A 25160-nucleotide genomic window follows, 5' to 3' on the forward strand; every position below is an offset into this window, starting at 1 on the left:
ACTCACTCTCCTATGTCCTGCACTTTATGCCTGAACTGGTAGTGGAAATCAATGGCCAACACAGGCCTATATTTTATAAAGCAACGTGGGTATTATGCAATTCTGGACGAATCCTCTTCCATTGATTCAAGGGTGAAAAATCTGGATTAGCCATATTATCCACTGGAAGATAAAAGGTTTGCTCTAGTAAATGCTGACCACTAAGCGCCGCATGCGACACATGATCAGTAAACACTATCCAAGTACTTTGAGCAGGGAAATCAACTTGTATCTTTTGAGCTTTTGCTTGATACAAATCGTCAAGTTTCATCGTATCATGTAGATGCAACATATAATGATCATAAGGTGAACGCAAAGTTTTGGTTGCTTTAACAAACTTTAGAAGTTTTGCTTTGATTTTACTGTAAGATGCGATTTTAGGTCCAAAACGATGAAGCACATCTGTAAATGGCTCACCAAGATTCCAAATTCGAGGCTCGTTATTTGGATTGACATTACAAAAAACACGTAAAATTCTTAAGCCATGGACTGGGCTTGCTGCAAATGAATCTACATGTAACCGAGTATCATCTTTACGTTTTGAAGAAACACGGCCTTGAACTTGCGCAGGCCTAAAGCTGGTTCGTCCCCATTGTAAATGAGGGATATAAGAAGGAAGAACCTTCTGAATTAATTGATGCGTAAACTCAGCATACCCATGCATCATCGATGAAAGTTGCTCCTTCAACCCATTAATTTCTTTTTTATAAGCACCGAGCTTTTGGGTACGGATATCGTAACTTATATTTTTACGACTCCCATCGAGGATATTTTCAGAGAGCAAAACAGGATCTATAGAGGTATAAAAGTATTTAGGAAAAAATAAAACCGTCCCTTCCTCTAACCGACTAATACTTTCTTGATGATTGATTTGCTCTATATTTTGCGTGAATAAGTAGGAATTCATTCATTTACCCTAAATAATCGTGTAATTTAGTAAAAATTTAATACCATATCGAATATAATCTATAATCCCAAAAATTAGATTATGTTTCGCTTTGGATCATACCATGTTACTTTGTCCTTGTGGATCACAAAATACTTATGAAAAATGTTGTGGTTTATATCTTGATAGTCAGGAGCTACCACAAACTCCTGAGCAGTTGATGCGCTCACGATATACAGCATACAGCCTAGGAAAAATTGATTACATCAAATGCACCATGAAGGGCAAAGCACTCATAGGCTTTAATGAATTTGAAGCTGCTCAGTGGGCTACGAGTGTTAAATGGATTGACTTAACAGTGATTAAATCCGATATCCCTACTTCACATAGAGGTTTTGTCGAGTTTGCCGCACGTTTTTCTGAACACAATCAGATAAAAACCATTCATGAACTAAGTGAGTTTCACAAAGAAAATGGTCGTTGGTATTATGTATGCGGCGTACATAAACCAAATTTAAATAAAATCCATAAACCTCAAGTTGCGCGTAACGCGCCTTGTCCTTGTGGCAGTGGTAAGAAATTTAAGAACTGTCATGCCAAATAATAACCAGGTTTAATTATGAATAATCACATGCTACTTAATACATTCATTTTTTTAGTATCAGCGAGTATTATGGTCCCTATTGCTAGCCGGTTCAAATTAGGCTCGGTATTAGGATATCTCACTGTTGGTATTCTTATTGGGCCTTTCGGATTTAAACTCATAGAAAACTCACAACAAATTATGAATTTTGGTGAATTTGGTGTGATTATGATGTTGTTCCTTATCGGTTTGGAAGTAGAGCCTGCTATGTTATGGAAACTCCGGCGGCTTATCGTAGGCCTGGGGGGATTACAAGTTATCTTAACTACGAGCATACTCACTGCACTTGGACTTATGTTAGGGTATGCTTGGCAAGAAACCTTAGCGATAAGCATGGCTTTATCGCTTTCATCAACAGCTCTTGTTTTACAAATGCTACAAGAAAAAAATCTATTGAAAACGGCTGAAGGTGAAACATCATTTGCTGTATTGTTATTCCAAGATATTGCCGTAATTCCTATATTAATCATCATTCCTCTACTTGAACAGCATGGAGTTATTAAAGTCAATATTAATGAAGCAGCGTTTATGATGCATTTTCCTAGATGGATGCACGCTCTTTTAGTAACTGGAGTCATTGGAGCCGTTATTTTAATTGGCCATTTCGTATCCAGACATTTATTTTTCATCATTGCAAAAACAAACTTACGCGAAGTATTTACTGCTTTTTCTCTTGCTTTAGTGGTAGGAATTACTTTATTAATGGAATTAATAGGAGTATCACCTGCCTTAGGAGCATTTATTGCGGGGGTTGTATTGGCCAACTCTGAATACAAACATGCAGTTGATGCAGATATTCAACCATTTAAAGGGATTTTACTCGGATTATTTTTTGTTTCTGTAGGAATGGGTATGAACTTTTCTCTCTTTACCCATAAAGCATGGCTCATTCTTACAGCAGTTCTTGCATTAATTAGCATCAAAGCGCTTATTCTTTCCGCTTTAGGACGCATCTTTGATTTAACTAAATTGCAAACTTTGGGATTTGCTTTTGCTTTATCTCAGGGCAGTGAGTTTGCCTTCGTTTTATTTGATTATGCCAGTAAAACCAAAGTAATCAGCAATGACAATGCCTCATTTTGTACTCTTGTTGTTGCGTTATCAATGCTTGCCACACCTTTTTTATTGCTTATCTACCATCGATTTATTGTACCCCAATTTATGAGCCTCGTACCTGAACGCGAATATGACTCTATTAATGAAAAAAATAGCATTATTCTTGCTGGCTATGGGCGTTTTGGACAAATCATTGGTCGTTTGCTCAATGGAGAAAAAATTAAATTTACTGTATTGGAAAAAAATCCCGAGCAAATTGCATTACTGCGAAAATATGGATACATTGGACATTTTGGCGATGCAAGTCGTTTAGATTTATTGAAAAGTGCAGGAGCTGAACATGCAAAACTATTGATTGTCACTGTAGGTAATCCTGATGCAAATCTAAGAATTGTTGAGTTAGCTAAATACCATTTTCCCCACCTCAAAATTTATGCGCGTGCTCGTAATCGTCGTCATGCATATGAACTGCATCGAGTGGGTGTGGATTACTTTATTAGAGAATTATTTGATTCTTCTTTAACTATGACCAAAGAAATTATGAAATTCCTAGGCTATAAATCAGAAGATATTCAGAAAAAAGCGACTGCCTTCAAAAAACATGATGAAACAACATTAATTCGCTCATTTGATTTTTTTGATAAAGAAAGCGATTTAATTAATTTTTCTCGCCAAGCAAAAGGTGAACTAGAACGTATTCTTCAATCAAATTAAAGGTAATCAATGCAACCTCATGGGAGTAACCGCAGTAAATGATCAATCTGCAGCAAATTTCTTTAAAAACTTTTCTTAGTGACTATTGGCAAAAAAAACCTCTAGTGATTCGCAAGGCTTTGCCAGAATTCACTCATCCATTATCTCCTGATGAGCTTGCTGGACTTGCACTGGAAGAGGATGTTGAAAGCCGACTGGTTTTTGAAACCCCTAATGAAAAACCTTATTGGCATTTAAAACGTGGACCATTTTCTGAAAACGACTTTAGCACTTTACCACCAACTCATTGGACCTTACTCGTACAAGGTATAGATCGATTAGTTCCTGAAGTTTATGCCTTACTTGATCATTTCAATTTCATTCCACAATGGCGGATTGACGATATTATGATTAGCTATGCTGTTCTTCATGGAAGTGTTGGACCTCATTATGATAACTATGATGTGTTCTTATATCAGGCCAAAGGAAAACGCGAATGGTCGTTAACTACTAAGGGGTGTAATAACCAAAACTATATAAAAGACCTTGAGTTACGTATCATGAATCAATTTGATATTGAAGAGTGTTTTATTCTTGAAGAGGGAGATATGTTATACCTTCCTCCCCATGTGGGTCATTATGGTATCTCTCTGTCAGAGGAATGTATGACTTACTCTTTTGGCTATCGTAGTTATCAGGGACAAGAATTATTAGAAAGTTTTAGTGACTATTTATCTGAAAAAGGTTTATTCAAAAATCTGTACCAAGATCCCGATTGGTCTAATTTGCAAAATACGTCCGAAATCATGCCTTCTGCCTGGCATAATGCTCAGAAATTATTACAACAATTAATCAATGATGAAAAAACGATACAATCCTGGTTTGGCTGTTTTGCTACACGACTCGATCAACAAGCAGAATTCCACTTACCCCTTCCTTTGGAAGAAGATGAATTAATTGATTTATCGGGTTTTATGAAAGAAATAAAAGCAGGATTAAATCTTATAAGAGAAGCTTCATGCCGATTTGCGTATCAACATCAAAATAAGCAATCTGAATATCAATTTTATATCAATGGAAGTGCATGGGATATAGAGGGAGTGGATAAGGATTTGTTAGGTTATATTGCTAATAATCGCTTCTTATCTTATAAAGTGCTAAGCACTTATTTAAATACAAAAAAAAATCAATTACTTATTTATAATTTATGGAAATTGCAATGGCTACAGGCTGAAGAAAGTTTGGTATAAATTGGTTAAATTCAAAAACTTAGAGTATAGTTAATATACAGGTGCTAACAAGGATAAGTATGAAAAAAATAATAATGGCTGTAATTTTAGTGTGTTCAGCTGCCTTTCTGGCTAACTGTTCAAGTAACCCATGTTGCGGAACTTGTGCTACAGACTGCGGGGGTTGTGGCGGTTGTAATGGAAGTTGGTATTAAGGCATAACGTAAAAGAAGTGCAATGCAACCAAGTTACGTTGCACTCCATTAAGTACTTAACCAACATTTTCACGGCGCATTGATAGGACTCTTAAGTAGCCAAGATTAATTTTGTGACTAAATAAAGTCATCACTGCGCCAGCTAAAACTAAAACCATACCCACTACACTCCAAAGCTGAATTTTTTCGCCCAAAAGTAATACCCCAAAAATTACTACAAATACTGGCTCTAAAACCGATAAAATAGAAGCTTTTGCTGAACTAATGTATTTCAAACTATATAATAACAATAAAATAGGTATTACTGTTGCAATAATAGCTATGCCAAACAAATGAGCCCAAACTGTGATGGATGCTGGGACAACAAAAGAATGATTAAAAAATGAAACAAAGAAACTCGTTACCGTACATCCTAGACACACCATAAAGGTTGACATATTTGGAGAGAGTAAATTTCGTTTACTCCCAATAATGTAACAGGCGTAGAAAAATGCAGAAGCAATAGCGAGTACCATACCCCATAGATTAAATGATGCATCCAAATCCACCATGAGCACCATGCCGAATAAAATAATGAGGATCGCTAAATAATAAATTTGCGGAATCAACTGGCCATAAAAAAAATAATTTAACAGCATAATGACAACAGGATAAGTAAAAAAAATTACCATTGCCAATCCCGAGCCTATATATAGAGAGGCTAAAAAATACAGCCAAGTAGATATCCCATAAAAGAATATGCCTGTTAAAAAAGCAAGAACCATGTTTTTATAAGAATCGCTACTTTTTTTTATTTTTGGCAGCATAATAAACAAAATGATAATGCTTGAAATCAAAAAGCGCCAAAAAAGCATCGTGCTTGCTGACAAATGACCATTAATTGCACTTAATCCAAAATAGCCGATAAAACTGTAAAGAAATCCAGATAAAATTGCATAAATAGAGCCTCGATATTCTTGATTCATCATCATGATAATTACTGCCTGAAAATAATTAAAATAAAAGTAATTGGTAGTAGTCTAATAGTGCATAAGTATCAAGCTATAAACGCCACAATGTCTTGCGTAGGATGTACCAATCTATTTATAAATAGAATACAGATATTTTTAGCTTGGCATCTTGGGATTCATCAAGACTACGAATTGATAATTCTAATTAAAAAAATTACGACACGAAATAAAATAGCACATCATTTTTCTGCATAATATCATATTGAAAATAAAAAATACATAATGTATCATTTGGAAACTTTTTATCGAGGCTCCTTAGCTATGCGCTGTTTTTGGTTCATTATCTCTTTCCTTTTGGTAGTAACTGATGTTTATGCTGAGTCTGCTTCATGTACTGAACATCAATGTATTGCGGTAGTTGATGCAGGAAGCACCGGCTCAAGAGCACATATTTTTACCTATGATCTAGATGAAACTAACACTCCGACTCAAATTCATGAAATATGGTCTAAAAAAATTAAACCAGGTCTTGCAACAATCGAAGCGAATCAAAATACCATAGATGCCTATCTGACTATTCTCTTTTCCGGAGCTCCTAACCAAAACATTCCAGTTTATTTTTATGCAACTGGGGGAATGCGTCTTATACCACAAACCAAACAGAAACTTTACTATAAAGAAATACAAAACTGGTTTAACCAACGCCCTATGTGGCAACTGGTTGAAGCAAAAACAATCACTGGAAATGATGAGGCGTTATACGATTGGCTTGCTGTCAATTATCATATAGGCACACTTAAATCCCCCTCTGCTGACCCCATAGGTGTCATGGATATTGGTGGAGCTTCGGTACAAGTTGCTTTTCCAATACAAAAAAATACCGACACTAATAAAAACTCACAAGTAGAATTAGATCTTTATGGCAAACATATTAATCTGTTCGTCCATAGTTTTCTTGGACTTGGGCAGAACGAGGTAACACACCAGTTACTGGATGCAAACTCATGCTTTTCAGAGGGTTACCCCCTTCCTGATGGCAACTTGGGGCAGGGAGATGCTATTGCATGTCAGCAGGAAGCATCGTCATTGATCAATCGTGTGCACAAAGTCCAAAGCGAGGTACAACCTACTCTTACTGTCAATCGTATTAACATATGGTACGCTATCGGAGGATTAACAAATCTTGTGGAAAGTGAACCATTCCAATTTCAAAATAATCAAATTACCAATCAAGACTTATTGCAACAAGCAAACGCGCTGATTTGTCATCAACAATGGGACGGTCTGAGCACGCAATTTCCTGATAATGAATATATAGAATCGTTCTGTCTCTTACCGGCATTTTATCATGCGTTAATGGTTGACGGTTATGGGATCTCAGCAACTCAACCTGTAAATTATATTTCTTCAATAAAGAATCTAGATTGGACCACCGGTGTTGTGCTTCATCATTAAAAATTAGCTTCGAACACAGTTAATTCCAGACTTTGACGTGCCTTAAGAAATAAAAATAAGCTCATGCATTTCAAGGACGTCTGATACATATATCATGTGTTGCTATAACTCTTCCAAAGAAAAATCTCCCTCTCTTAAAACACGAGATTGATTATAGAAACAACATAGAGTATCTCGAAATTTTTTCGCGCGTTTTGATAGCCCGTGCTTACAGTAAGAAATTACCTGGTTATACACTGATTGTTTGAACGAGATCGTATCTGACTCGGTACCATTTAAGTTATCAATACTTATATGAAATTTATAACCCGAAGCCTTAGAAAGTATCCATTCTAATGCTTGTGGCTTTACTTCTACACATTGAAACAGTGTTTGTTGTTCTTCATTACGCCCATCAGGCATGTACCAATAACCAAAATCAACCAGCTTTCTACGTTCTTCCCCAGCAATTAACCAGTGGGCACATTCGTGTAAAGCACTACTAAAAAAACCATGCGCAAAACACAAAGCATGATAAGATCGCTTTGCATCCGCAGGTAAATAAATAGGTTCATCACCACCTTTTACAAGCTTTGTGTTATATTCAGTAGCAAAACAAATCTCAAAAAGATTGATTAAATCCTGATAATGATGCATTAATATCTTTTTTCATTAATTTACACATACTGATTAATTTATACTAATATATTTAGAGAGTCATTAATTTTTATGAGTTTGGAAACTCCGACTAGAAAAATGCCCAAAAAAACATTGTCGTATCGTTTAGGAAAGTTAATTAATAAACTACGGTGGCCCATCATAATTTTTTGGGTGCTCGTCGTCTTGTCCTGTATTCCCTTTCTGCCTCACATCATTGCTCCCTTTAAAACAACGGGCTTCATTGATGAAAGCTCTCAAAGTGCGAAAGCAGAACTCTATATGGATAAGAAACTCGGTTATGATGATAAAAATCAATTTATTGTCATGTATCACAGCTCCAAACTTTTAGCGACTCGCTCTCTGTTTAAGAAAAAAATGAAGCAATCCTTATCTGATTTGGAAGATTTTCCGATCAAGCATGAAATAATTTATCCTGATGACACACATCAGATCTCAAAAGATAAACATACTGCCTATGCAGTGGTCATCATAAAAACAAATAAGCCAATTAGTGATCAGTTACTGAAACAATTTAAAGATTCCATAAAGAAACCCTACAATATGACCATGCAAATTGGAGGAGAACCTCTTTTTGTTCAAAATGTAAACAAACAAACGCAAACAGACCTATATAAAGCTGATTTCATTGCTACCCCTGTAGCAATCGTTACCTTAGTCGTTGTTTTCGGTTCAGTAGTAGCTGCAACGCTCCCCATTATTCTGGGGGGTGGTTGTGCCTTAATTATTTTGACTACTCTTTACTTTTTAGGTCATTTTTTTACTCTGTCTATATTCACAATAAACATTGCTTTATTATTAGGGCTTTGTCTTTGTCTGGATTATTCGTTATTTTTTATCAGTCGATTTAGAGACGAATTAAAAAATGGCTCAAGTATCGAAGAAGCTATTGCAATAAGCCAAGAAACAGCGGGCAAAGCAATTTTCTTTAGTGGTTTGGCTGTATTTGTAAGTCTTAGCGCCTTATTTCTATTTCCAGTTAATATCCTATTTTCTGTTGCAGTAGGTGGACTAGCTGCCGTATTTTACGCTGTCTTAATTTCGACCATTCTTTTACCTGCCATACTTGCTGTCTTAAAAACTAAAATAAATTTCCTTTCCGTACGTATTTTTAAAAATAAAAATCATTCCAGTTATTGGCGTTGGTTAGCTGAACGAGTAGTGAACCATCCCTATCGCTTTTTCTTTCCCATACTTATTTTTTTATTATTACTAGGATATCCATTTTTAAAGGCTAATTTCGGGATATCTGATTACCGTATATTTCCTAAAAACTCAGAAAATAGGGCTTTTTATGATACCTATGCAGAAAAATTTAATATTGAAGAACTAAATCCTATTGTATTGTTAGTTGAATCCCCTTCCTCACCTATTCTATCGCGTCGCAATCTTTCTAAGTTATATGATTTCGTCCATAAATTAGAACAAAATCCTTTAGTCAAAGAAGTTAATGGCATTATTAGCAGTGATTCAGACGTGAAAAAAAGCCAATATTACACTCTCTATCATATGAATAAAAAACTACTCGATTCTCGAGTGAAACAATTGTTAGAAACAACAACAACCAAGCATTTAACAGTTATTCGTGTTGTTAGCAAATATTCTGCAAATTCGCCTGAGACTAAAAAGTTAATTACTCAATTATATCATATGAAAGTTGGTTCAGGATTAACTCTAGAGCTCACTGGAACTGCTGTAAGTAATAGTGATGTGTTAAAAAGTATCTATCATTTCCTTCCTTATTCCATTTTATGGATTATGGTATTTTCTTATTTAATACTTCTTTTATTATTACGTTCAATATTCTTACCATTAAAAGCAATTATTATGACTTTGTTAAGCCTTTGTGCCTCATATGGAGCTCTAGTGCTTGTATTTCAAGATGGTTATCTCTCTCAGCTACTTAATTTTCAACCCCAAGAGATGTTGGATATTAGTTTATTAGTAATTATATTTTGTGCTTTATTTGGTTTTTCTATGGACTATGAAGTATTCTTATTATCCCGTATTAAAGAAGCTCACCGATTAACTAAACATAATAATAACAGCATTATTTTCGGAATTGAAAAGAGCAGTCGTATTATTACTAGTGCTGCACTTATTGTTATAGTTATTAGCTGCTCCTTTTTAGTCGCTGATGTATTGATGGTTAAAGCATTTGGCTTAGGGATCGCAGTGGCTATTTTCGTAGATGCTTTTTTAATACGTAGCTTTTTAGTCCCTGCAACAATGGCAATTTTTAAAAATTGGGTATGGTACTTACCCAAATGGCTGGATCGAATCCTGCCTAAAATTTAGAGAATAATAATCTACTTAACTTATCCATCTATCATAGATTTCTTTTTGCAGACCACCTATTTTTCTGATACAGTAAACGCAGTTATTAATATCTACATAGAGGATGAATAAGAATGATAAGAACAATTTTTGCAGGATTATTATTTATATTTAGCTCAGTTACTTTTTCAGCTGCCTGTGGTAAAGCATTACCAATCGACCACCCAGGTTTTTGCTCTTCTTTCAAAACAGCTGCAACTTGTTATTGTACCGCTAAAGGATTACCTCCATATGTATGTCAAAACATGAAGTTTTTACATCAACAAATGATAAATTTATATGGTTCATTAGCGAATGCATGCTCAGCCAGAGTTCAACAAGAGACTACTCCTGAAGATTGTATCGCTAATTGGACATGTTATAAATCAGGTATTGGGGAACAAGCAAATGGTAGCACCACTATAAAGTGTGCATCTGTGTGTGAGAGATTTTAAATTTATTATTCAATAATAAGCCATTTCAAGTTGGGCTTCGGCCCGACGGAAATTCTGATTAGTTCATATAATTTCTTAGAGTATTTATTGTGCTTGTTAAACTATTAAAGTTATCACTATTAGCTTTCTTATTTTTATATGCCCCCTTTAGTTTGGCATATGAAGAAACACCCGTACGACATCCTTTTTATTTTGGAGCTATTGCTGGTTATGGTTCAACTACCTGGGATGGTTTAGTTCCCTCTCAAGAAAATCAAAATCCAGCATTGATGTTATCTACTCCAATAGATGTTGAAGAAGGGGGTAGTGCTTGGGGCGTTTTGGCAGGATATGAATTTACGCATTATTTTGCAATTGAAGCAAGTTATATGCACTTTTCTGACGCAAACGTTCACTTTGATCCCTTTAGCCTCTTCAGTTTTTTTCATGAAGGCTCTGAAACGTTGACCACTCATACTGAAACACTCAGTTTAATTGGTAAACTGATGGTACCTGTTCCTCATTCTAAAATGAAAATTTTCTCAGGCGCTGGAGTCGCTGGAGTGCATCGTAGAGATCTTATAGTTAATGATTGGAATCCTGGACCCACTTTTACTGTTGGGGTAAATTATAATTTTACGGAGCATATTATGGGGGAAATAGCTGGAAACTTTACTGCCGGCTATGGAGAGTCTCAACTTAACCCCGTGGATACCTATTATCCTTTTCTTTACTCTGTTGCAGCGCATCTTATTTATCGCTTTTGAGAAATAGTCTGGACTATCAGAGCAGATAATTTGTGACCAAGTAAATAGTCTTCAAAAATAAGAGTCTCGTCACCCTCTGCGACAACGGCGTTGTTGCAGAGGATGATATTTTTTAGAAATTTAATACTCCTCGGGAAATTAGAATTTATTTAACTCGACTTTATGAGAAACTCCAAGCGAATCCCCCCGGTCTTCGCTGCGGGGTGCAAATGAATCTTCGAAACGGAGGGAAATACGTGTAGTCCGGATTAGACGCAGTCGTAATCCGGGAATTTTGTACCACGCCTTCCCCCGGATTACGGCTTTGCCTAATCCGGGCTACAGAAAAATAGAAATCAGTTTTCCTTAAGTTATGACGCCTTTACGTGAACGCTTACTCCAATACTTTTATAGAAATAGAATCTCCCCTCTCGTGAAAATGACATAGCCCGTCAATGAGACAGCGGAAGCTGTCCTCTTACAATTCTCCCTAGTGCTTGCCAAGGAGATATGACTGATAGTTTTTCTCTAAAACCTGTTTTAAGTCTTCCTGATTATCAATGCCTATTTGATGAACTAAGGTTAAGGTATGTTTTATATGAGCTGCCTTAGCTTTAGTTACTTTAAAGGAAACAACACTATCCCCCTCTTGAAACTCTAAACTTTTCTCCAATAGAGCTTTTTTGCTCATGCCCTTCACATGTTTGCTTTCAGATTCTTGATTGGATAAATAATCTTTTTTCTTCACCAAACAACGCATCACGCTATAATAAGTATTGACTTGCTTGTAAGTAAGATTCATATCAATTGAATTATTAATATGATACATATCCATGGAAGAATTTCTTAAAAGCATAGGCTGATGAATTTTAGCGAGTTCAGAATTTTCTTCATAGGTCATATTATCAGTTTTTGTAAATAACTTATTCAACGCAAAATAGCTAATAGGACGAAAAACATAGGTGTAGGGAACTAAAAAATAATAATAAATAAAAGTCCTAGCAAGAGCATTGATGAAATTGTAAGGTGTTTTTCGTTTGCAATTATCGTATTCTGCAGCAATATATCTAAACTCAGTTTCTGCAAATCCAGCATAATTGAGACAATGATCACAAAAAGCATTAGGCCCCTGTTTGTCCTTTGGCGGAGTTACCTGCAAAATTTCCCACCCTTTTTTCCAGACTCCAAATGCTGAAACCGGATCATCGCCTTGTTTTTGTATCACTACTTTTGGCTTTTCATCTAATTCATCCCAGCAATCATGCTCGTTTTTAAATATAGGTTCATAAAGACCAGGAGGATTTAATGCATCAATTCTTGATAATTTATAATTTCCTTTATCAATAGCGAGCAATAAACTTAATGCCCCTCCAAGACTTACTCCACATACATGAATGGTATTTTCCTGCTGGTTTAACCATTCATGTATCTTTTCTCTACCCATTTGATACAAGGAATTACCTACTGATTCAACTCCTTTCGCGTCAGTTCGTATTTGAGTTAAAAAACCTTGCCCTGCAGGATAAGTTGTGCCCATAAAAATTAAATGGGACTCTGCATTGCTTTGAAAAAGAGGTTTCAAGCCATAAGCAAAAACTCGGTCATGGTCATATATGAATAAACTACGCCAACCTGATGTTGCTGTTAACTCAATTGGAGTAACTTGATATTCAACCAATTCCCAACGTCCTGAGATATATTGAGGAATTTTAAAGGACTCATAAGGAGTTAAGTCACCATAAGGAAGCATGCACAAACAGTTACTCAAATAAAGCTGAACCTGCTCACTTTGTTCCGCATTCAAATCTTTATTGTGTAACTGCTTAAAGAGTTCCAAAAACCCTTGTTGCATGGCAAAACGTACTTCTCTTAATAAATTGGAATTACGTTGTACGAAAAAGGAATATAAAACGGACGGTGTCAAAAATTGCGTCCAGGATTGTGTCCACCCCATTGTAAAAAAACGCAGTATATTACGCGCAAGAATAGCGTCTTGCTGTGAGGGCTCTACTCCATCTACATCTTCAAATTCCATTTGCTCAAAAAACTTTAACTCAAGACCTCCTTTAAAAACAATTCCAGTAGGCAAAATAAACCTCCATGTTCTATTTTGTTAGTAATTTTACGATCATTCAATATAAAGATAAAATTCAATGCTCACATTCTAATCAAACAGGTATTGCTTTAAACACAACAAATGAATTTCTTTCCAAGGTTTTTACGGTACTTCGCTCAGAATATAACCCTCATTAAGCATATTTGCCCATACGATAGTTCGAATAACTTTTATCCACTACCGACTGCAATTGTTCATTATCAGAACCTAACTTTTGAACAAAAGATAAAGTATGTTGTATGTGCGCTGCTTTAGCCTTAGTTACCTTAAAAGAAACAACATCATCTGCATTTTTAGGATTTTGACTGTTTTCCAGTAATGCTTTTTTAGTTATTCCTCTTACATGCTTGCTTTCCTTTTCTTCACAAGGAATAAAATTCTTGTTTTTTAAAGATCGCATCAGCTGATAATAAGTATGTATTTGTTGATAAGTGAAATCAATCTCTACCGCATTATCCTCATTATAGATGTCCATAGTTGGATTTCGAGAAAGTGAAGGATCATGTAATTCTGCCAGCCCTTTTTCTACATACTGATTCCTAAGAGTGGGCTCTTTTGCATCCTTTTTTATGGAGGATAGTGTAGAACATAGAAGACTGCTTGCTAATAAACCGCCAGCAATTCCTAAAAAAACAAGCCCAGGTATAACTCCGGCAACGGCAAGACCCACAGCTACGCAAAAGGTCGCTATATGTGCTGACAATATCCAATTTTGCGACACTAAGTGAACGAATGGACGTATTAAATAAGTATAGGGAGTTAGAAAACAATAATAAATCAAACTCCTACCAAGAGAATAAAGCCAAAAATTACGTGCGAAACGTTTGGAGTTATCTTGTTCTGCTTTGATGTAATGAAATTGAGTATCTGCAAAACCTGCATAATTAAGAAAATGATCGCACAAACTAATAGGACCTCGTTTATCTTTGGGGGGAATCACATGCAAAATGTCCCAGTCCGTCTTCCAGACTCCAAAAGCAGAAGCCGGATCATCTCCCTGTTTTTGTACTACTACCTTGGGTTTATAATTTAAACTATCCCAATAGTCATCTCGACTTTTAAACCAAGCATCATGAAGCCCTGCAGGATTTAATGCGTCAACCCGTGATAATTTATAATTTCCTTGATCGATAGCAAGTAATAAACTTAGAGACCCCCCCAAGCTTACACCGCATACATGAATACTATTTTCTTGTTGGCTTAACCACTCTTGAACTCTTGCTCGACCTGTTCGATATAAAGATTTACCTACCGTTTCAAAACCCTTAGAATCAGTATTTACTTGAGGCACAAAACCTTGACCAGCAGGATAAGTGGTACCCATAAAAATTAAATGCGATTCTGCTTTTTTTTGAAAAAGAGGTTCTAAGCCATAAGCAAAAACACGATCTTTGTCTTGGATGAAAAAACGTTGCCAACCTGATGTTGCTGTTAACTCAATTGGAGTAATTTGGTATTCAACCATCTCCCATTTCCCTGCAATGTATTGAGGAATTTTAATTGATTCATAAGGTGTTAAGTCACCATAAGGCAACAAGGTTAAACAATTACTGAGATAAAGCTGAACCTGTTCTTTTTGTTCTTCAGTAAGTTCTTTTTCTTTAAGTTGTTCAAAAATTTCAAAAAAGCCCTGCTGAAAAGCAAGGCGTAATTCTCTTAGTAACTCATGATCCCGTTTCACAAAAACAGCATTAAGTACAGTTGGGGTCAAAAATTGAGTCAAGGAATCAGTCCATCCCATCATCAAAAAGCGTGCTGCATTGCGAGCAATAATTGGTGCCTGTTTTGAAGGTTCTACACCGTCGGTGGATTCAAATTCACGTTTTGCAAAAAAATTAAGATCTAAGCCACCTTGAAAATCAGCTTTTACAGACACGTTTATCTCCGATAATAAATTACAGCTTTTCTTGTTGTAATGAAGTCACAACAGCTGGACGCTCACCCACAACACTCATAAACCGCTCTAAATATTTATAGGCTGAAAGATCCATTTTAAAATAATGGGCCCACCTTAAAATGACAAATAAATAAGCATCAGGTAAAGTAAAATGTTCACCCATCAAATATGGGCCGTTCGCCAGATGATCATTCATGTAATTCAACCTTGCCATGACGATAGACATAAACAAATTTTTTGTTTCTTCCTGCAAATTAGGATGGAAAAACATACCTACAGTTTTATGTAATTCGGTAGCAATATAATTGACCCATTCAAGAGTATGATAACGCATGAGATCACCTACAGGGGCTAGAAGCCTTTGGCCAGGGGTAATATCTGTTAAATATTGCAAAATGATTTGATTTTCAGTAAGTATATCGCCATTATCTAAACGAAGCGCAGGAACAGCACCTTTAGGGTTAATTTCTAAATAATTTTCCTCTGTTTTTGTTCTCTTTGCTTTTAAATCAACCTCTTCCTCTTGGAAAGTACGCCCTAACTCATTAAGAACAATACGCACTGCTAATGAGCATGCCGATTTACTATAATACAGTTTCATGTTCAACTCCTTATGATAATCGTTTTAATCAATATAAATGTGCTAATAACCGAACGAGCTAAAAAACTATACTTTTTGTGCTACTTGAAGATCACGTTCTACTTCTTCAATTAAACTCATAGTAGCCGATTTTCGGGTGAAAAATGAATCCCAAAAATATTTTTTTCGTAAAGCAGTGAGTATTGATTCATTATCTTTTTTCCAAGTTTGAATACTTTGCAGTAACTCAGAAAAAGACAATTTTTTTTGTGGTCCTACTATATTTAAATACAATTCTTTTAAGCGCAAAAACTTATCTTGGGTAGATTGGGAATTTGTTTCAAGCAATAACATGCGCTCCATGCGTTGATATAATTTAGTAATTATTTTTGTCTTAGTTTGCCCTAATCCAGAAAAAGCGACGGGGGGAGCAGGTAAAACATAAAACGGAATCTCTTCACTGGGTTTACCGTAATCTAATACAGTTTTATAAGGCAGGCTAGTAAAAAAAGAAGAGGATACTAAAGATGCAACTGGTGCATGCTGTGTTGCCTCTACAAGTGTTATTGCTGAATGCCTGCACGTATTACCAACATGTAGTTCATTAACATTCTCTTTGATCTTATTTTTGGGTTGAGGAGCAAAAATCAAATCATTATTAAGCTCTAGAGTAACCTCATTGTTTTGTGTTGCAACAGGTTTATAGCATAAAAATTTATTTTCATCTGTTTGTAATGATTCTAATATTTGTATAAATTCCAAATATTGAGCGTAGGTAATATCATAAGCTTGATACGTTATAGGTGTTGATCCCTTTGCTCTCCTTGTAATTCCCTCATCCCCCAATTTAGCTTTATTCTTATAAAACAGCGCATTACACAGAAACTTCGTTACTAAAGAACAATTGGGATCTTTATCATCATTGTCACCAAATTTGCCGACACGACAAAGCAAATGTTTGGCTTTATTTTGGTCATAAATGCCCAACATTATAAATGAATGCACTCCTTGCTTATTGATTGAAATAAAAAATTTATCAGCTTGCGGATTAATTGTAATTGGCATAATTGATCATTTTAAATATTAAACGCGCAAATTGTAGCATATTAAATAAACAAAAAACTACAATTTGTATTTATTTAAGTCACTCAATAGCAAAAGAATTAGTTAAAATTGATCTTAGCTTTATCATTAAACAGTAAGGATCAATCACTAATACAATTTAATTCAGGATGGTTCTTCAAAATAATTTTATATAAATTAACATTCGCCTTCCTAATTTCATCACCCAATTTTGAGTTAGGATTTCCCTCCCCTCCCTTGCTATTTAAGGCAACAACAGTAGTTACATTATTGCAAGACTGCCAAATATACATGACTCTAAATCCTAAAGTACTGCCTTTATAAAACCAAAAGCGTTGCTTAAGCTCTTTATCGTAATAGGAGCCCACGCCTAAACCAAATCCTAAAGGATCATTTTCTGTTACTGTAGGGATGGTTTGTCCCGTTTTCATAGAAACAACAGACTCTAATTCAGCCAAGCTACTTTCTCTATAAATAGGGTTAATTAATGTTCCGTGATAAAGCAACTGCACCCAACGTACTACATCCTCAGTATTTGCTACAATTGCTCCAGCAGCACCAGCCCAAGACAAATCATTAATAATGGTATCAATGAGTTTATTTTTTTCTTCATCATAATAATAACCATGAACTCTTAGTTCTTGAATTGCTTTTGCAACAGCTTGTCCATCTGGGCCTGCTGGGTAAAACATATCATTTAACCCATTTTCCTTGTTAATAATTCGTAGCTTTAATTGGTTTGCAAAAGTATCTTGAGTCACTTTTTCGATAACCATTGCGGCCAAAATGTAATTTGAATTAGAATATTCAAATTGATTCTCTTTTTTAGTTACAAGTGGCTTTTCAGGATGTGCATAAGCAAGTAATTCTTTATCAGTCCAAACCGTATCTAAATGAGCCTCCATTTTTTTCGAAAATTCCTTATCTTCAGAATAATTTGGAATACCGCTGGTCATGTTTAATAATTGACGTAAAGTGACATCTTTCCAATTTGGGTATTGTGGCAACCATTTACCTAACCGGTCGTCTAAAGATAATTTATTTTCCGTTTGCAATTGCAATAACAGTAATGACGTAAATGACTTAGTAATACTGCCAATATCAAATAAATTGTTTGGAGTAATTGGCTGGGATAATGGCGCATACCCCATAGTGCCATATACTACAGTTTGAATTTCTTGCTTATTATTCGTCCGATTTTGAGGAATCAAAACCGAAGCAGCGATTGCTGTAAATTTTTCCTTTTCACTATACTTTTTATAATAATCATTGATCTCCTCCTGAAATTGCTGAGTAAGATTATTTTTTGAGGTATTAGGATTAGCAGAAAAAGCCGGTGCAATAAAAAAAGCAGACAACGTCGTTAAAGTGAAACCCAGTTGATGTAATTTTAATCTCATAAGTGACCATCCGCTCTTATTTTTAATTGTTCCAAAGCAAAGGCAAGACGAGTTAGTACTTTTTCTTTACCTAATAACATCAATGTCATGTCAATAGATGGTGACATCCCTGAACCAGTCACTGCTACTCGCACGGGTTGTGCAATTTTTCCCATATTGATATCAAACTGCGCACTGATGTCATTAATACATTCTTGCAAATGCTCCTTTTCCCAAGGTTCTACTGTTTTTAAACGTTCATAAAGCGCAGTTAAAGGTTCTAAAATAACCGGGCGTAAATGTTTTTTGACTGCGGCTTCATCATATTTAATTGAATCTGCATAGAAATACGTACTCATTTGACATATTTCAGCTAAAGTTTTACATCGCTCAGCCTGAATAGTCACTAAATCAGTTAATGCTGGCCCGTCCTCCAATTTAATTCCTTCATGTTCAAAATGCCAACGCAAAGCTTCAGCCACGTCTTCAACTGGATCATTTTTTTGATAATGTTGATTGAGCCAATATAATTTTTCATAGTTGAAACTTGAAACCCCTCGACTTACATTTTTCAAATCAAAAGAGGCTATCATCTCATCGATACTAAAAATCTCTTGATCTCCATGAGACCAACCTAAACGAACTAAATAATTTAATAAAGCATGAGGTAAAATACCTAATTCTTTAAACTGCAATACACTCACTGCGCCATGGCGCTTGGATAAACGTTTGCCATCTTCGCCTAAAATCATTGGCAGATGGGCAAATACAGGTATAGGAGCATTTAATGCTTGAAATAAATTAATTTGTCTTGGTGTATTGTTAATATGATCATCCCCTCGAATTACATGGGTAATATTCATATCTATATCATCAATCACCACGGCAAAATTATAGGTAGGATGGCCATCGGAACGTATCAAAATTAAATCATCTAATTCACTATTAGCAACGTGTATTTCACCGTAAACCTGATCGTGAAAAGATACCGTACCTTGGTCAGGATTTTTAAAGCGAATGACAAAAGGTGCGTCAGAAATAGGTAAATTTTTATTGCGACAATGACCATCATAACGAGGCTTTTCTTTGGCTGCTATTTGAGCTTCTCGTAAAGCTTCCAGACGTTCCTTACTGCACTCACATCGATAAGCCTTCCCTTCATTTAATAACTGTTGCACCACCTCATTGTATCGGTCATAACGTTTAGTTTGATAAAAAGGTCCTTCGTCATAATCCATACCTAACCAAGTCATACCATCCAAAATGGCACGGACAGACTCTTGAGTGGAACGCTCTTGGTCAGTATCTTCGATACGCAAAATAAACTCACCACGATGACGTTTTGCATAAAGCCATGAAAATAAAGCAGTTCTTACTCCACCTACGTGTAAATATCCAGTCGGACTTGGTGCAAATCGGGTTCTAACAGTCATAATCACTTCCACATTGTAAGGAATAAAATAATCGGGCTATAATAACTGACTTTATAGCCTGGGTGAAAGGGAAAGATTTGTTTTTTCCCAATGCGCTTAAATATAATATCCCAACCATCTGGTGAATCATCTTGAAAAGCATTGGTATTAAGTATCAACTAAGAATTACTACTTTAATTCCTGTTTTTCTGGTCGCCCTACTCCTTGCCATTTTTTATAATGGGTTGTTTGGTAATGACTTAAAACAGCACATGTCTCGCCTCGGTGAAGCATATATTCGACAGTTACTCCCAGCCGCCCAGTACGCTATGTTGCGAGGGGACGATCGAACCTTACAAGGGCTTATCAATGCCTCAACAATTAATCCTGAAGTCAAAGCACTTGCTTTTTATAGTAGCGACGGCCAACTCCTTGCTTATCGGGGTGGTAAACACTCGCTAAACAAACCATTTACTGCACCTAAGTTCACTGGAGATTACATCAAAAGTAAACAAATTAATCCTTTTACTATTAATTTTATAGCACCAGTTACAATTCCAAAATTCAACTTATATTCAAACTCTTCTTTTAAAAATATTTTAAGTCCTATGACATCGCGTGCGGATGATATTCTTGGGTGGTTATCTATCGATATCGATACTCGTTCAATGATAATCAAACGTTATCAGATGCTTATTGTCACTATATTTATTACTTTATTTGGGTTATTAGTAGGATTAACCATTCACTACTTTCTCTCTAAGCAGATTTATTTACCTATTTCTCGTTTACGAAGAAGCATGAAACAAATTTTGCGTAACGAGTTTGAAACAGAAATAAAAACAACCAGCTCTGGAGAATTAGGAATCATTGAACGAGGGTGTTCCCATTTACAAAAAAAACATCTTGAAACCATACATGATCTGAATCAACACATTGAAATAGCTACTGCTGATTTACAACAAAGTCTGGAACTTCTAGAAGAAAAAAATATTGAACTTTCTCTTGAAAAGAAAAAAATAGAAGAAAAAAGTCGGCAAAAATCTGAGTTCATCGCCAATATGAGCCATGAAATTCGTACTCCGATGAATGGAGTTATTGGTTTTACTAATGTTTTGCTTGAAAGCAAACTTGATCCTTTGCAATTAGATTATGTAAAAACAATTAAATCATCAGCCCAAGACTTATTAGGAATTATCAATGATATTCTCGATTTCTCAAAAATTGATGCAGGAAAACTTCATCTCGATTGTATTCCATTAAACATTCGTCATTGTATCGATGAAGTACTCGCTCTTGCAGCACCTAATGCTCATAAAAAAGGCATCGACTTAATTCCTATAACCGAGCTAAATGTACCTAAAATTGTTTTAGGTGATCCTTTTAGAGTGAAACAATTTATTAGTAACTTGGTCACTAATGCAGTTAAATTTACTGATCATGGATATGTGTTAATCCGCACGAAAGTAGAACAGGAAACAGAGAAAGATTACACTTTATGCATCACAATCACCGATACAGGCTTAGGTATTTCTCCTGAAGATCAAAACAAATTGTTTACCGCCTTTAATCAGGCAGATACAAGTATTACCCGTCGTTATGGTGGATCAGGACTTGGTTTGGTAATCTGCAAAAAGCTCTGTGAAGAAATGAAAGGTCGTATTACTTTTGCCAGCGAGCTCAACAAAGGCTCTGTTTTTACTGCTTACATCAAAGTTGAAAAATTGCTTGCCTATGAAATTGAAAAAAATCAGACGCATCCTTTTGCCCATTTTAAAATGCTTTGTTTTGACGATAACCCGATGCAGTTGGAAGCGTTGTGTAATGGTTTAGGATATTGGGGAATAAAATGTATCGCTGTAAACTCACTGAGTCAACTCGCAAAAAAGCTAGAAGACAATAAAGGCTGCAAAATCGCTTTTCTTAATATCAATAAAGGCTACGAACAACAAATTACTAAGCTAATAGCTGAACATAATTATTTTCCCTATGTATTAACCTCCAAATGGCTTATTAATGATTATACAGCACTTGGAGCACAAGGATTTTTATATAAACCCATTAGTATTCAAAAACTCCAAGATATTATTGAGTCATTAACAAATCAAGAAAATATTGAAAAATCAGTTAATCATGAATTGGAAGGTTTAAGGGAGCAATTACGTTTCTTACATCCAGATCTTCTTATAGCAGAAGATAATCCAGTGAATAAAATGCTTCTTGACTCTTTGTTAGGCACTCGTGCCAATATTACAGCGGTTGATAATGGAGAAATGGCTGTATCGGTATGTAATGAAAAGAAATACAGCCTTATCTTACTTGACTTACATATGCCCAAAATAAATGGATTAGAAGCTGCTCGACTTATCCGCCAAAAATCAGAATTTAATCGCCATACACCAATAGTGTTAATTAGTGCAAATGGTAGAGAGATAAATGATATTGATCTAAAAAAATCAGGGGTGGATTTTTGTTTGCAAAAACCCATAGATGAGAAACAATTATTGATCCAAATTTTACGTATTGCTGATAAAGCAAAACACTCTGCAATAGATTGGCAATTGTGTATTCAAAAAGCCTCTGGAAATCAATCGCTTGCTGAAGAATTTCTTACTCGATTCATCGAGGAATTGCTTAAAAATCGCGAAGAGTTTATCCAATTAATGCATGAAAAAAATGTGAAACAATTGGGTGAAGCGGCTCATAAACTTCATGGAGCATGTTGTTTTAGTGGGGTCCCCACTTTACAAAAAAAAGTAGTTCAAGTAGAAAAACTTGCCGCTCATGCTGCTTCAATCGAAGAGTTAGCTACTCCTTTTGCAGAATTAATTCAAAGCATTGATGCAGTAATTAGTGAATACGAAAATCAAAAAATAAAAACTTAGCGCGCTACATCTGCGCATCTCAAATGAACAAGGAGATCGAATGACTATAAAAAATGCGATATATGCTCAATCAGGAGGCGTCACTGCGGTCATTAATGCCTCAGCTTGTGCAGTGATTCAAACAGCTAAACTCTATCCTCAACATATAGGAAAAGTCTATGCTGCCAAAAATGGAATTATCGGCGCGTTACATGAAGAACTTATTGACACCTCATTTGAAAGTGATGCAGATATTGCTAAATTATTACAAACTCCTGCCGGCGCTTTTGGTTCTTGCCGTTACAAACTTAAAAATGACGGGGCAGAATATGAACGATTAATTGAAGTATTTAAAGCACATAATATAGGTTATTTTTTCTATAATGGGGGGGGTGATTCACAAGATACAGCCTATAAAGTATCCCAGTTGGGTGCTACTATGGGTTATCCCATCACATGTATCGGCATACCAAAAACTGTAGATAACGATCTTCCTTTTACAGATGCATGTCCAGGCTTTGGTTCCGTAGCGAAATACGTAGCAGTATCCACCAGAGAGGCAGGATTTGACGTTGCCTCTATGGCCGCTTCTTCAACAAAAGTTTTTATTCTTGAAGTCATGGGGCGTCATGCTGGATGGATTGCAGCAGCAAGTGGTTTAGCCAGCCAAAACCCTGATGAACCACCCCATATTATTTTATTACCTGAGGTTCCCTTTGAACCAGCAAAGTTTTTGAGCAAAGTCGATGAGTGTGTCAAAACTTATGGGTATTGTGTTATTGTTGTTTCAGAAGGAATTCGTAATACAGAAGGTACGTTTTTAAGTGATGCAGGATTAAAAGATGCTTTTGGACATGCCCAATTGGGAGGTGTTGCCCCAGTTATTGCTCAGCTTATTAAAACCGAGCTCAATTATAAATATCACTGGGCAGTTGCTGATTATCTGCAACGCGCTGCTCGACATATTGCATCTAAAGTTGATTTAGAACAGGCTTATGCTCTAGGCAAAGCAGCCGTAGAGTTTGCCGTTAAAGGCCAAAATGCTATTATGCCCATTATCGTTCGTGAACAAGATGAACCTTATCAATGGTCCATAGGTCATGCGGCCTTAGCGGATGTTGCCAATCAAGAGAAAGCCTTACCTAAAGAATATATTGCGGCAGATGGGATGGGAATTACAGAAGCGTGCAAACGTTATTTATCTCCATTGATTCAAGGCGAAGCTTATCCTGATTATATAAATGGCCTTCCTGATTATGTTCGTTTAAAAAATAAACTAGTACCAAAGGTACTTCAAGTCAAATAGTTAACAGTATGGGGTGAAGTAAAACCGAATATCATTTGTGCCTCCTGAGTTCGGTTATAGCTTCGCCCGCTTACTCTATACTATTGCAAAAAACTTATATTTGTCATGAGCATATAAAATATAATTAATGCAAATATAATACATTCTCAGGTGACCTCTGCTAAACATAGTAAAAAGGAAAAGATCAAATAGGATTTGTGATGTATTTGTATATTTAAGATGTAATTAATTAGGGAGCTAACAATGAAGCAAAAAGGTTTTACTTTAATTGAATTGATGATAGTAGTGGCAATCATTGGGATTCTTGCCTCAATAGCTATTCCGGCGTATCAGGACTACGTGGTTAGAGCTCGTATTACGGAAGGATTAAGTCTTGCCTCTGCAGCAAAAACCACGGTTTCTGAGAATGTATCAAGTGGTGCTGCTAAATTAGATCAAGGATGGGTTGCTCCTACAGCAACCGCTAACGTAAAAAGTATTGGAATTGATCAGAATACGGGAATAATCACCATCACTTATAATACACCAGCAAAAAATATCGTTATTACTTTAACCCCAAAATCGGGCGGTAATGCTCTTGTTGCCGGTACCCCACCAACAGATGCCATTACTTGGACCTGTGCAGTTGATCAGGCTGAAAATGATCGATATGTTCCTTCAAACTGTCGTATTTAGTTTAAAAGCTGCTTCCAAGCAGCTTTTTTATTTTGATATGATATAAATAAATGAATAAATATTTAGAGTTAAATATGTCGCGTAAAAATCGTATTGAAGAATTATTAAATCAGGAGTTAACACCTGTTTATTTAAATGTCATAGATGAGTCAGCCAATCACCATGTCCCAGAAGGTGCGCAAACCCATTTTAAAGTGACCGTTGTATCTTTTCATTTTAATGATTTATCACGAATTGCACGCCACAGACTATTAAATCATCTGCTTCATAAAGAATTTGAGTTTGGGCTACATGCTTTAAGCATGCATCTTTTTACTCCTAACGAATGGGAAAAAAGAAACAAAACTGTTTTGCAATCCCCGGCTTGTAAGGGTGGATTTAAGAAAGATGAAGCATAATTTCCCCCAAATTTTATAAAACTATCTTAAAATCAAATCATTAATTTTTCAGAATAGTTAATTTCTTTAAAAAGGAATAAAGATTTCTTGGTAAGATAAAAAAATGTAACATCAATCAATAACTTCCTATA

21 protein-coding genes are annotated in these 25160 nt (G+C 35.7%); 12 read left to right on the top strand and 9 right to left on the bottom strand.

Features of this window, described 5'->3' with window-relative positions:
- Window positions 1–73 precede the first annotated feature (73 nt).
- Window positions 74–946 carry a Kdo hydroxylase KdoO gene (gene kdoO / locus DYH34_RS11510; protein ID WP_058465707.1) on the bottom strand — a complete coding sequence of 291 codons (873 nt, stop codon included), beginning with the start codon at window positions 944–946 and terminating at the stop codon, window positions 74–76.
- Between the two features lie 103 nt (window positions 947–1049).
- Between kdoO and DYH34_RS11515 the strand changes: the two genes are divergently transcribed.
- The 4 genes from DYH34_RS11515 to DYH34_RS18560 are packed head-to-tail and all read left to right on the top strand — an operon-like array spanning window position 1050 to window position 4761.
- Window positions 1050–1529 carry a YchJ family protein gene (locus DYH34_RS11515; protein ID WP_058465706.1) on the top strand — a complete coding sequence of 160 codons (480 nt, stop codon included), beginning with the start codon at window positions 1050–1052 and terminating at the stop codon, window positions 1527–1529.
- A 15-nt stretch (window positions 1530–1544) separates the two neighbouring features.
- A complete protein-coding gene (locus tag DYH34_RS11520; protein WP_058465705.1) occupies window positions 1545–3338 on the top strand; it encodes a monovalent cation:proton antiporter-2 (CPA2) family protein in 1794 nt (597 codons plus the stop codon).
- Between the two features lie 38 nt (window positions 3339–3376).
- Window positions 3377–4567, top strand: a complete 1191-nt coding sequence (locus DYH34_RS11525) for a cupin domain-containing protein (RefSeq protein ID WP_058465704.1) — start codon at window positions 3377–3379, stop codon at window positions 4565–4567.
- Window positions 4568–4626: 59 nt separating this feature from the next.
- Complete coding sequence (locus DYH34_RS18560) at window positions 4627–4761, top strand: hypothetical protein (RefSeq protein ID WP_274519447.1); 135 nt, start codon at window positions 4627–4629, stop codon at window positions 4759–4761.
- Between the two features lie 56 nt (window positions 4762–4817).
- On the opposite strand, the gene DYH34_RS11530 is transcribed toward DYH34_RS18560, so the two are convergent.
- Entirely contained in the window at window positions 4818–5729 is a 912-nt protein-coding gene (locus tag DYH34_RS11530; protein WP_172465439.1) for a DMT family transporter, read from the bottom strand.
- A 303-nt stretch (window positions 5730–6032) separates the two neighbouring features.
- Between DYH34_RS11530 and DYH34_RS11535 the strand changes: the two genes are divergently transcribed.
- Window positions 6033–7166, top strand: coding sequence for an acetate and sugar kinases/Hsc70/actin family protein (locus DYH34_RS11535; RefSeq protein WP_058465864.1), 1134 nt, complete (start codon window positions 6033–6035; stop codon window positions 7164–7166).
- Between the two features lie 102 nt (window positions 7167–7268).
- Here the strand turns inward: DYH34_RS11535 and DYH34_RS11540 are convergent, their stop codons facing one another.
- On the bottom strand, window positions 7269–7802 hold the full coding sequence (locus tag DYH34_RS11540) for an elongation factor P hydroxylase (protein WP_058465702.1): 534 nt from the start codon (window positions 7800–7802) through the stop codon (window positions 7269–7271).
- Between the two features lie 99 nt (window positions 7803–7901).
- Between DYH34_RS11540 and DYH34_RS11545 the strand changes: the two genes are divergently transcribed.
- The 3 genes from DYH34_RS11545 (at window position 7902) to DYH34_RS11555 (ending at window position 11340) form a co-directional block, all read left to right on the top strand.
- On the top strand, window positions 7902–10121 hold the full coding sequence (locus DYH34_RS11545) for an MMPL family transporter (RefSeq protein WP_165481785.1): 2220 nt from the start codon (window positions 7902–7904) through the stop codon (window positions 10119–10121).
- Between the two features lie 113 nt (window positions 10122–10234).
- Window positions 10235–10594 (top strand): hypothetical protein, encoded by a 360-nt coding sequence (locus tag DYH34_RS11550; protein WP_058465700.1) that lies wholly within the window; start codon window positions 10235–10237, stop codon window positions 10592–10594.
- Between the two features lie 89 nt (window positions 10595–10683).
- A complete protein-coding gene (locus tag DYH34_RS11555; protein WP_058465699.1) occupies window positions 10684–11340 on the top strand; it encodes an outer membrane beta-barrel protein in 657 nt (218 codons plus the stop codon).
- A gap of 469 nt (window positions 11341–11809) precedes the next feature.
- On the opposite strand, the gene DYH34_RS11560 is transcribed toward DYH34_RS11555, so the two are convergent.
- The 6 genes from DYH34_RS11560 to gltX all read right to left on the bottom strand — a co-directional run bounded on the left by DYH34_RS11560 (window position 11810) and on the right by gltX (window position 19807).
- A complete protein-coding gene (locus DYH34_RS11560; protein WP_083502790.1) occupies window positions 11810–13408 on the bottom strand; it encodes a hypothetical protein in 1599 nt (532 codons plus the stop codon).
- A 160-nt stretch (window positions 13409–13568) separates the two neighbouring features.
- Window positions 13569–15311 (bottom strand): hypothetical protein, encoded by a 1743-nt coding sequence (locus DYH34_RS11565; RefSeq protein WP_058465698.1) that lies wholly within the window; start codon window positions 15309–15311, stop codon window positions 13569–13571.
- 19 nt (window positions 15312–15330) lie between these two features.
- A complete protein-coding gene (gene gstA, locus DYH34_RS11570; protein ID WP_058465697.1) occupies window positions 15331–15933 on the bottom strand; it encodes a glutathione transferase GstA in 603 nt (200 codons plus the stop codon).
- A gap of 66 nt (window positions 15934–15999) precedes the next feature.
- Window positions 16000–16977 (bottom strand): hypothetical protein, encoded by a 978-nt coding sequence (locus tag DYH34_RS11575; RefSeq protein WP_058465696.1) that lies wholly within the window; start codon window positions 16975–16977, stop codon window positions 16000–16002.
- Window positions 16978–17117: 140 nt separating this feature from the next.
- Window positions 17118–18395, bottom strand: a complete 1278-nt coding sequence (locus DYH34_RS11580) for a serine hydrolase domain-containing protein (RefSeq protein ID WP_058465695.1) — start codon at window positions 18393–18395, stop codon at window positions 17118–17120.
- Entirely contained in the window at window positions 18392–19807 is a 1416-nt protein-coding gene (gene gltX, locus DYH34_RS11585) for a glutamate--tRNA ligase (protein WP_058465694.1), read from the bottom strand. The genes DYH34_RS11580 and gltX overlap by 4 nt, the downstream gene beginning before the upstream one ends.
- A 128-nt stretch (window positions 19808–19935) precedes the next feature.
- Here gltX and letS point away from each other — a divergent pair, with 128 nt between their 5' ends.
- From letS to DYH34_RS11605, 4 genes are all read left to right on the top strand, one after another.
- Window positions 19936–22671 (top strand): two-component system sensor histidine kinase LetS, encoded by a 2736-nt coding sequence (letS, locus tag DYH34_RS11590; RefSeq protein ID WP_115342614.1) that lies wholly within the window; start codon window positions 19936–19938, stop codon window positions 22669–22671.
- A 40-nt stretch (window positions 22672–22711) separates the two neighbouring features.
- Window positions 22712–23956: a 6-phosphofructokinase gene (locus DYH34_RS11595; RefSeq protein WP_058465693.1), complete on the top strand. Its 1245-nt coding sequence runs from the start codon at window positions 22712–22714 to the stop codon at window positions 23954–23956.
- 243 nt (window positions 23957–24199) lie between these two features.
- The gene (locus tag DYH34_RS11600) at window positions 24200–24631 is read left to right on the top strand and encodes a pilin (protein ID WP_058465692.1); all 432 of its coding nucleotides are present in this window, start codon (window positions 24200–24202) and stop codon (window positions 24629–24631) included.
- A 74-nt stretch (window positions 24632–24705) separates the two neighbouring features.
- Window positions 24706–25029 carry a BolA family protein gene (locus DYH34_RS11605; RefSeq protein ID WP_058465862.1) on the top strand — a complete coding sequence of 108 codons (324 nt, stop codon included), beginning with the start codon at window positions 24706–24708 and terminating at the stop codon, window positions 25027–25029.
- The last annotated feature ends 131 nt before the right edge of the window (window positions 25030–25160 follow it).

Origin of the sequence: Legionella cincinnatiensis, from assembly GCF_900452415.1 — a bacterium.
Classification (GTDB): Bacteria; Pseudomonadota; Gammaproteobacteria; order Legionellales; family Legionellaceae; genus Legionella; species Legionella cincinnatiensis.

Bases quoted from the DNA above. Each gene is read 5' to 3' on its own strand.
- DYH34_RS11600 (WP_058465692.1), top strand. From the start codon at position 24,200: ATGAAGCAAAAAGGTTTTACTTTAATTGAATTGATGATAGTAGTGGCA.
- DYH34_RS11525 (WP_058465704.1), top strand. From the start codon at position 3,377: ATGATCAATCTGCAGCAAATTTCTTTAAAAACTTTTCTTAGTGACTAT.
- DYH34_RS11605 (WP_058465862.1), top strand. From the start codon at position 24,706: ATGTCGCGTAAAAATCGTATTGAAGAATTATTAAATCAGGAGTTAACA.
- DYH34_RS11515 (WP_058465706.1), top strand. From the start codon at position 1,050: ATGTTACTTTGTCCTTGTGGATCACAAAATACTTATGAAAAATGTTGT.
- gltX (WP_058465694.1), bottom strand. From the start codon at position 19,807: ATGACTGTTAGAACCCGATTTGCACCAAGTCCGACTGGATATTTACAC.
- DYH34_RS11545 (WP_165481785.1), top strand. From the start codon at position 7,902: ATGCCCAAAAAAACATTGTCGTATCGTTTAGGAAAGTTAATTAATAAA.
- DYH34_RS11535 (WP_058465864.1), top strand. From the start codon at position 6,033: ATGCGCTGTTTTTGGTTCATTATCTCTTTCCTTTTGGTAGTAACTGAT.
- DYH34_RS11550 (WP_058465700.1), top strand. From the start codon at position 10,235: ATGATAAGAACAATTTTTGCAGGATTATTATTTATATTTAGCTCAGTT.
- DYH34_RS11530 (WP_172465439.1), bottom strand. From the start codon at position 5,729: ATGATGAATCAAGAATATCGAGGCTCTATTTATGCAATTTTATCTGGA.
- DYH34_RS18560 (WP_274519447.1), top strand. From the start codon at position 4,627: ATGAAAAAAATAATAATGGCTGTAATTTTAGTGTGTTCAGCTGCCTTT.
- DYH34_RS11595 (WP_058465693.1), top strand. From the start codon at position 22,712: ATGACTATAAAAAATGCGATATATGCTCAATCAGGAGGCGTCACTGCG.
- DYH34_RS11575 (WP_058465696.1), bottom strand. From the start codon at position 16,977: ATGCCAATTACAATTAATCCGCAAGCTGATAAATTTTTTATTTCAATC.
- gstA (WP_058465697.1), bottom strand. From the start codon at position 15,933: ATGAAACTGTATTATAGTAAATCGGCATGCTCATTAGCAGTGCGTATT.
- kdoO (WP_058465707.1), bottom strand. From the start codon at position 946: ATGAATTCCTACTTATTCACGCAAAATATAGAGCAAATCAATCATCAA.
- DYH34_RS11540 (WP_058465702.1), bottom strand. From the start codon at position 7,802: ATGCATCATTATCAGGATTTAATCAATCTTTTTGAGATTTGTTTTGCT.
- DYH34_RS11520 (WP_058465705.1), top strand. From the start codon at position 1,545: ATGAATAATCACATGCTACTTAATACATTCATTTTTTTAGTATCAGCG.
- DYH34_RS11580 (WP_058465695.1), bottom strand. From the start codon at position 18,395: ATGAGATTAAAATTACATCAACTGGGTTTCACTTTAACGACGTTGTCT.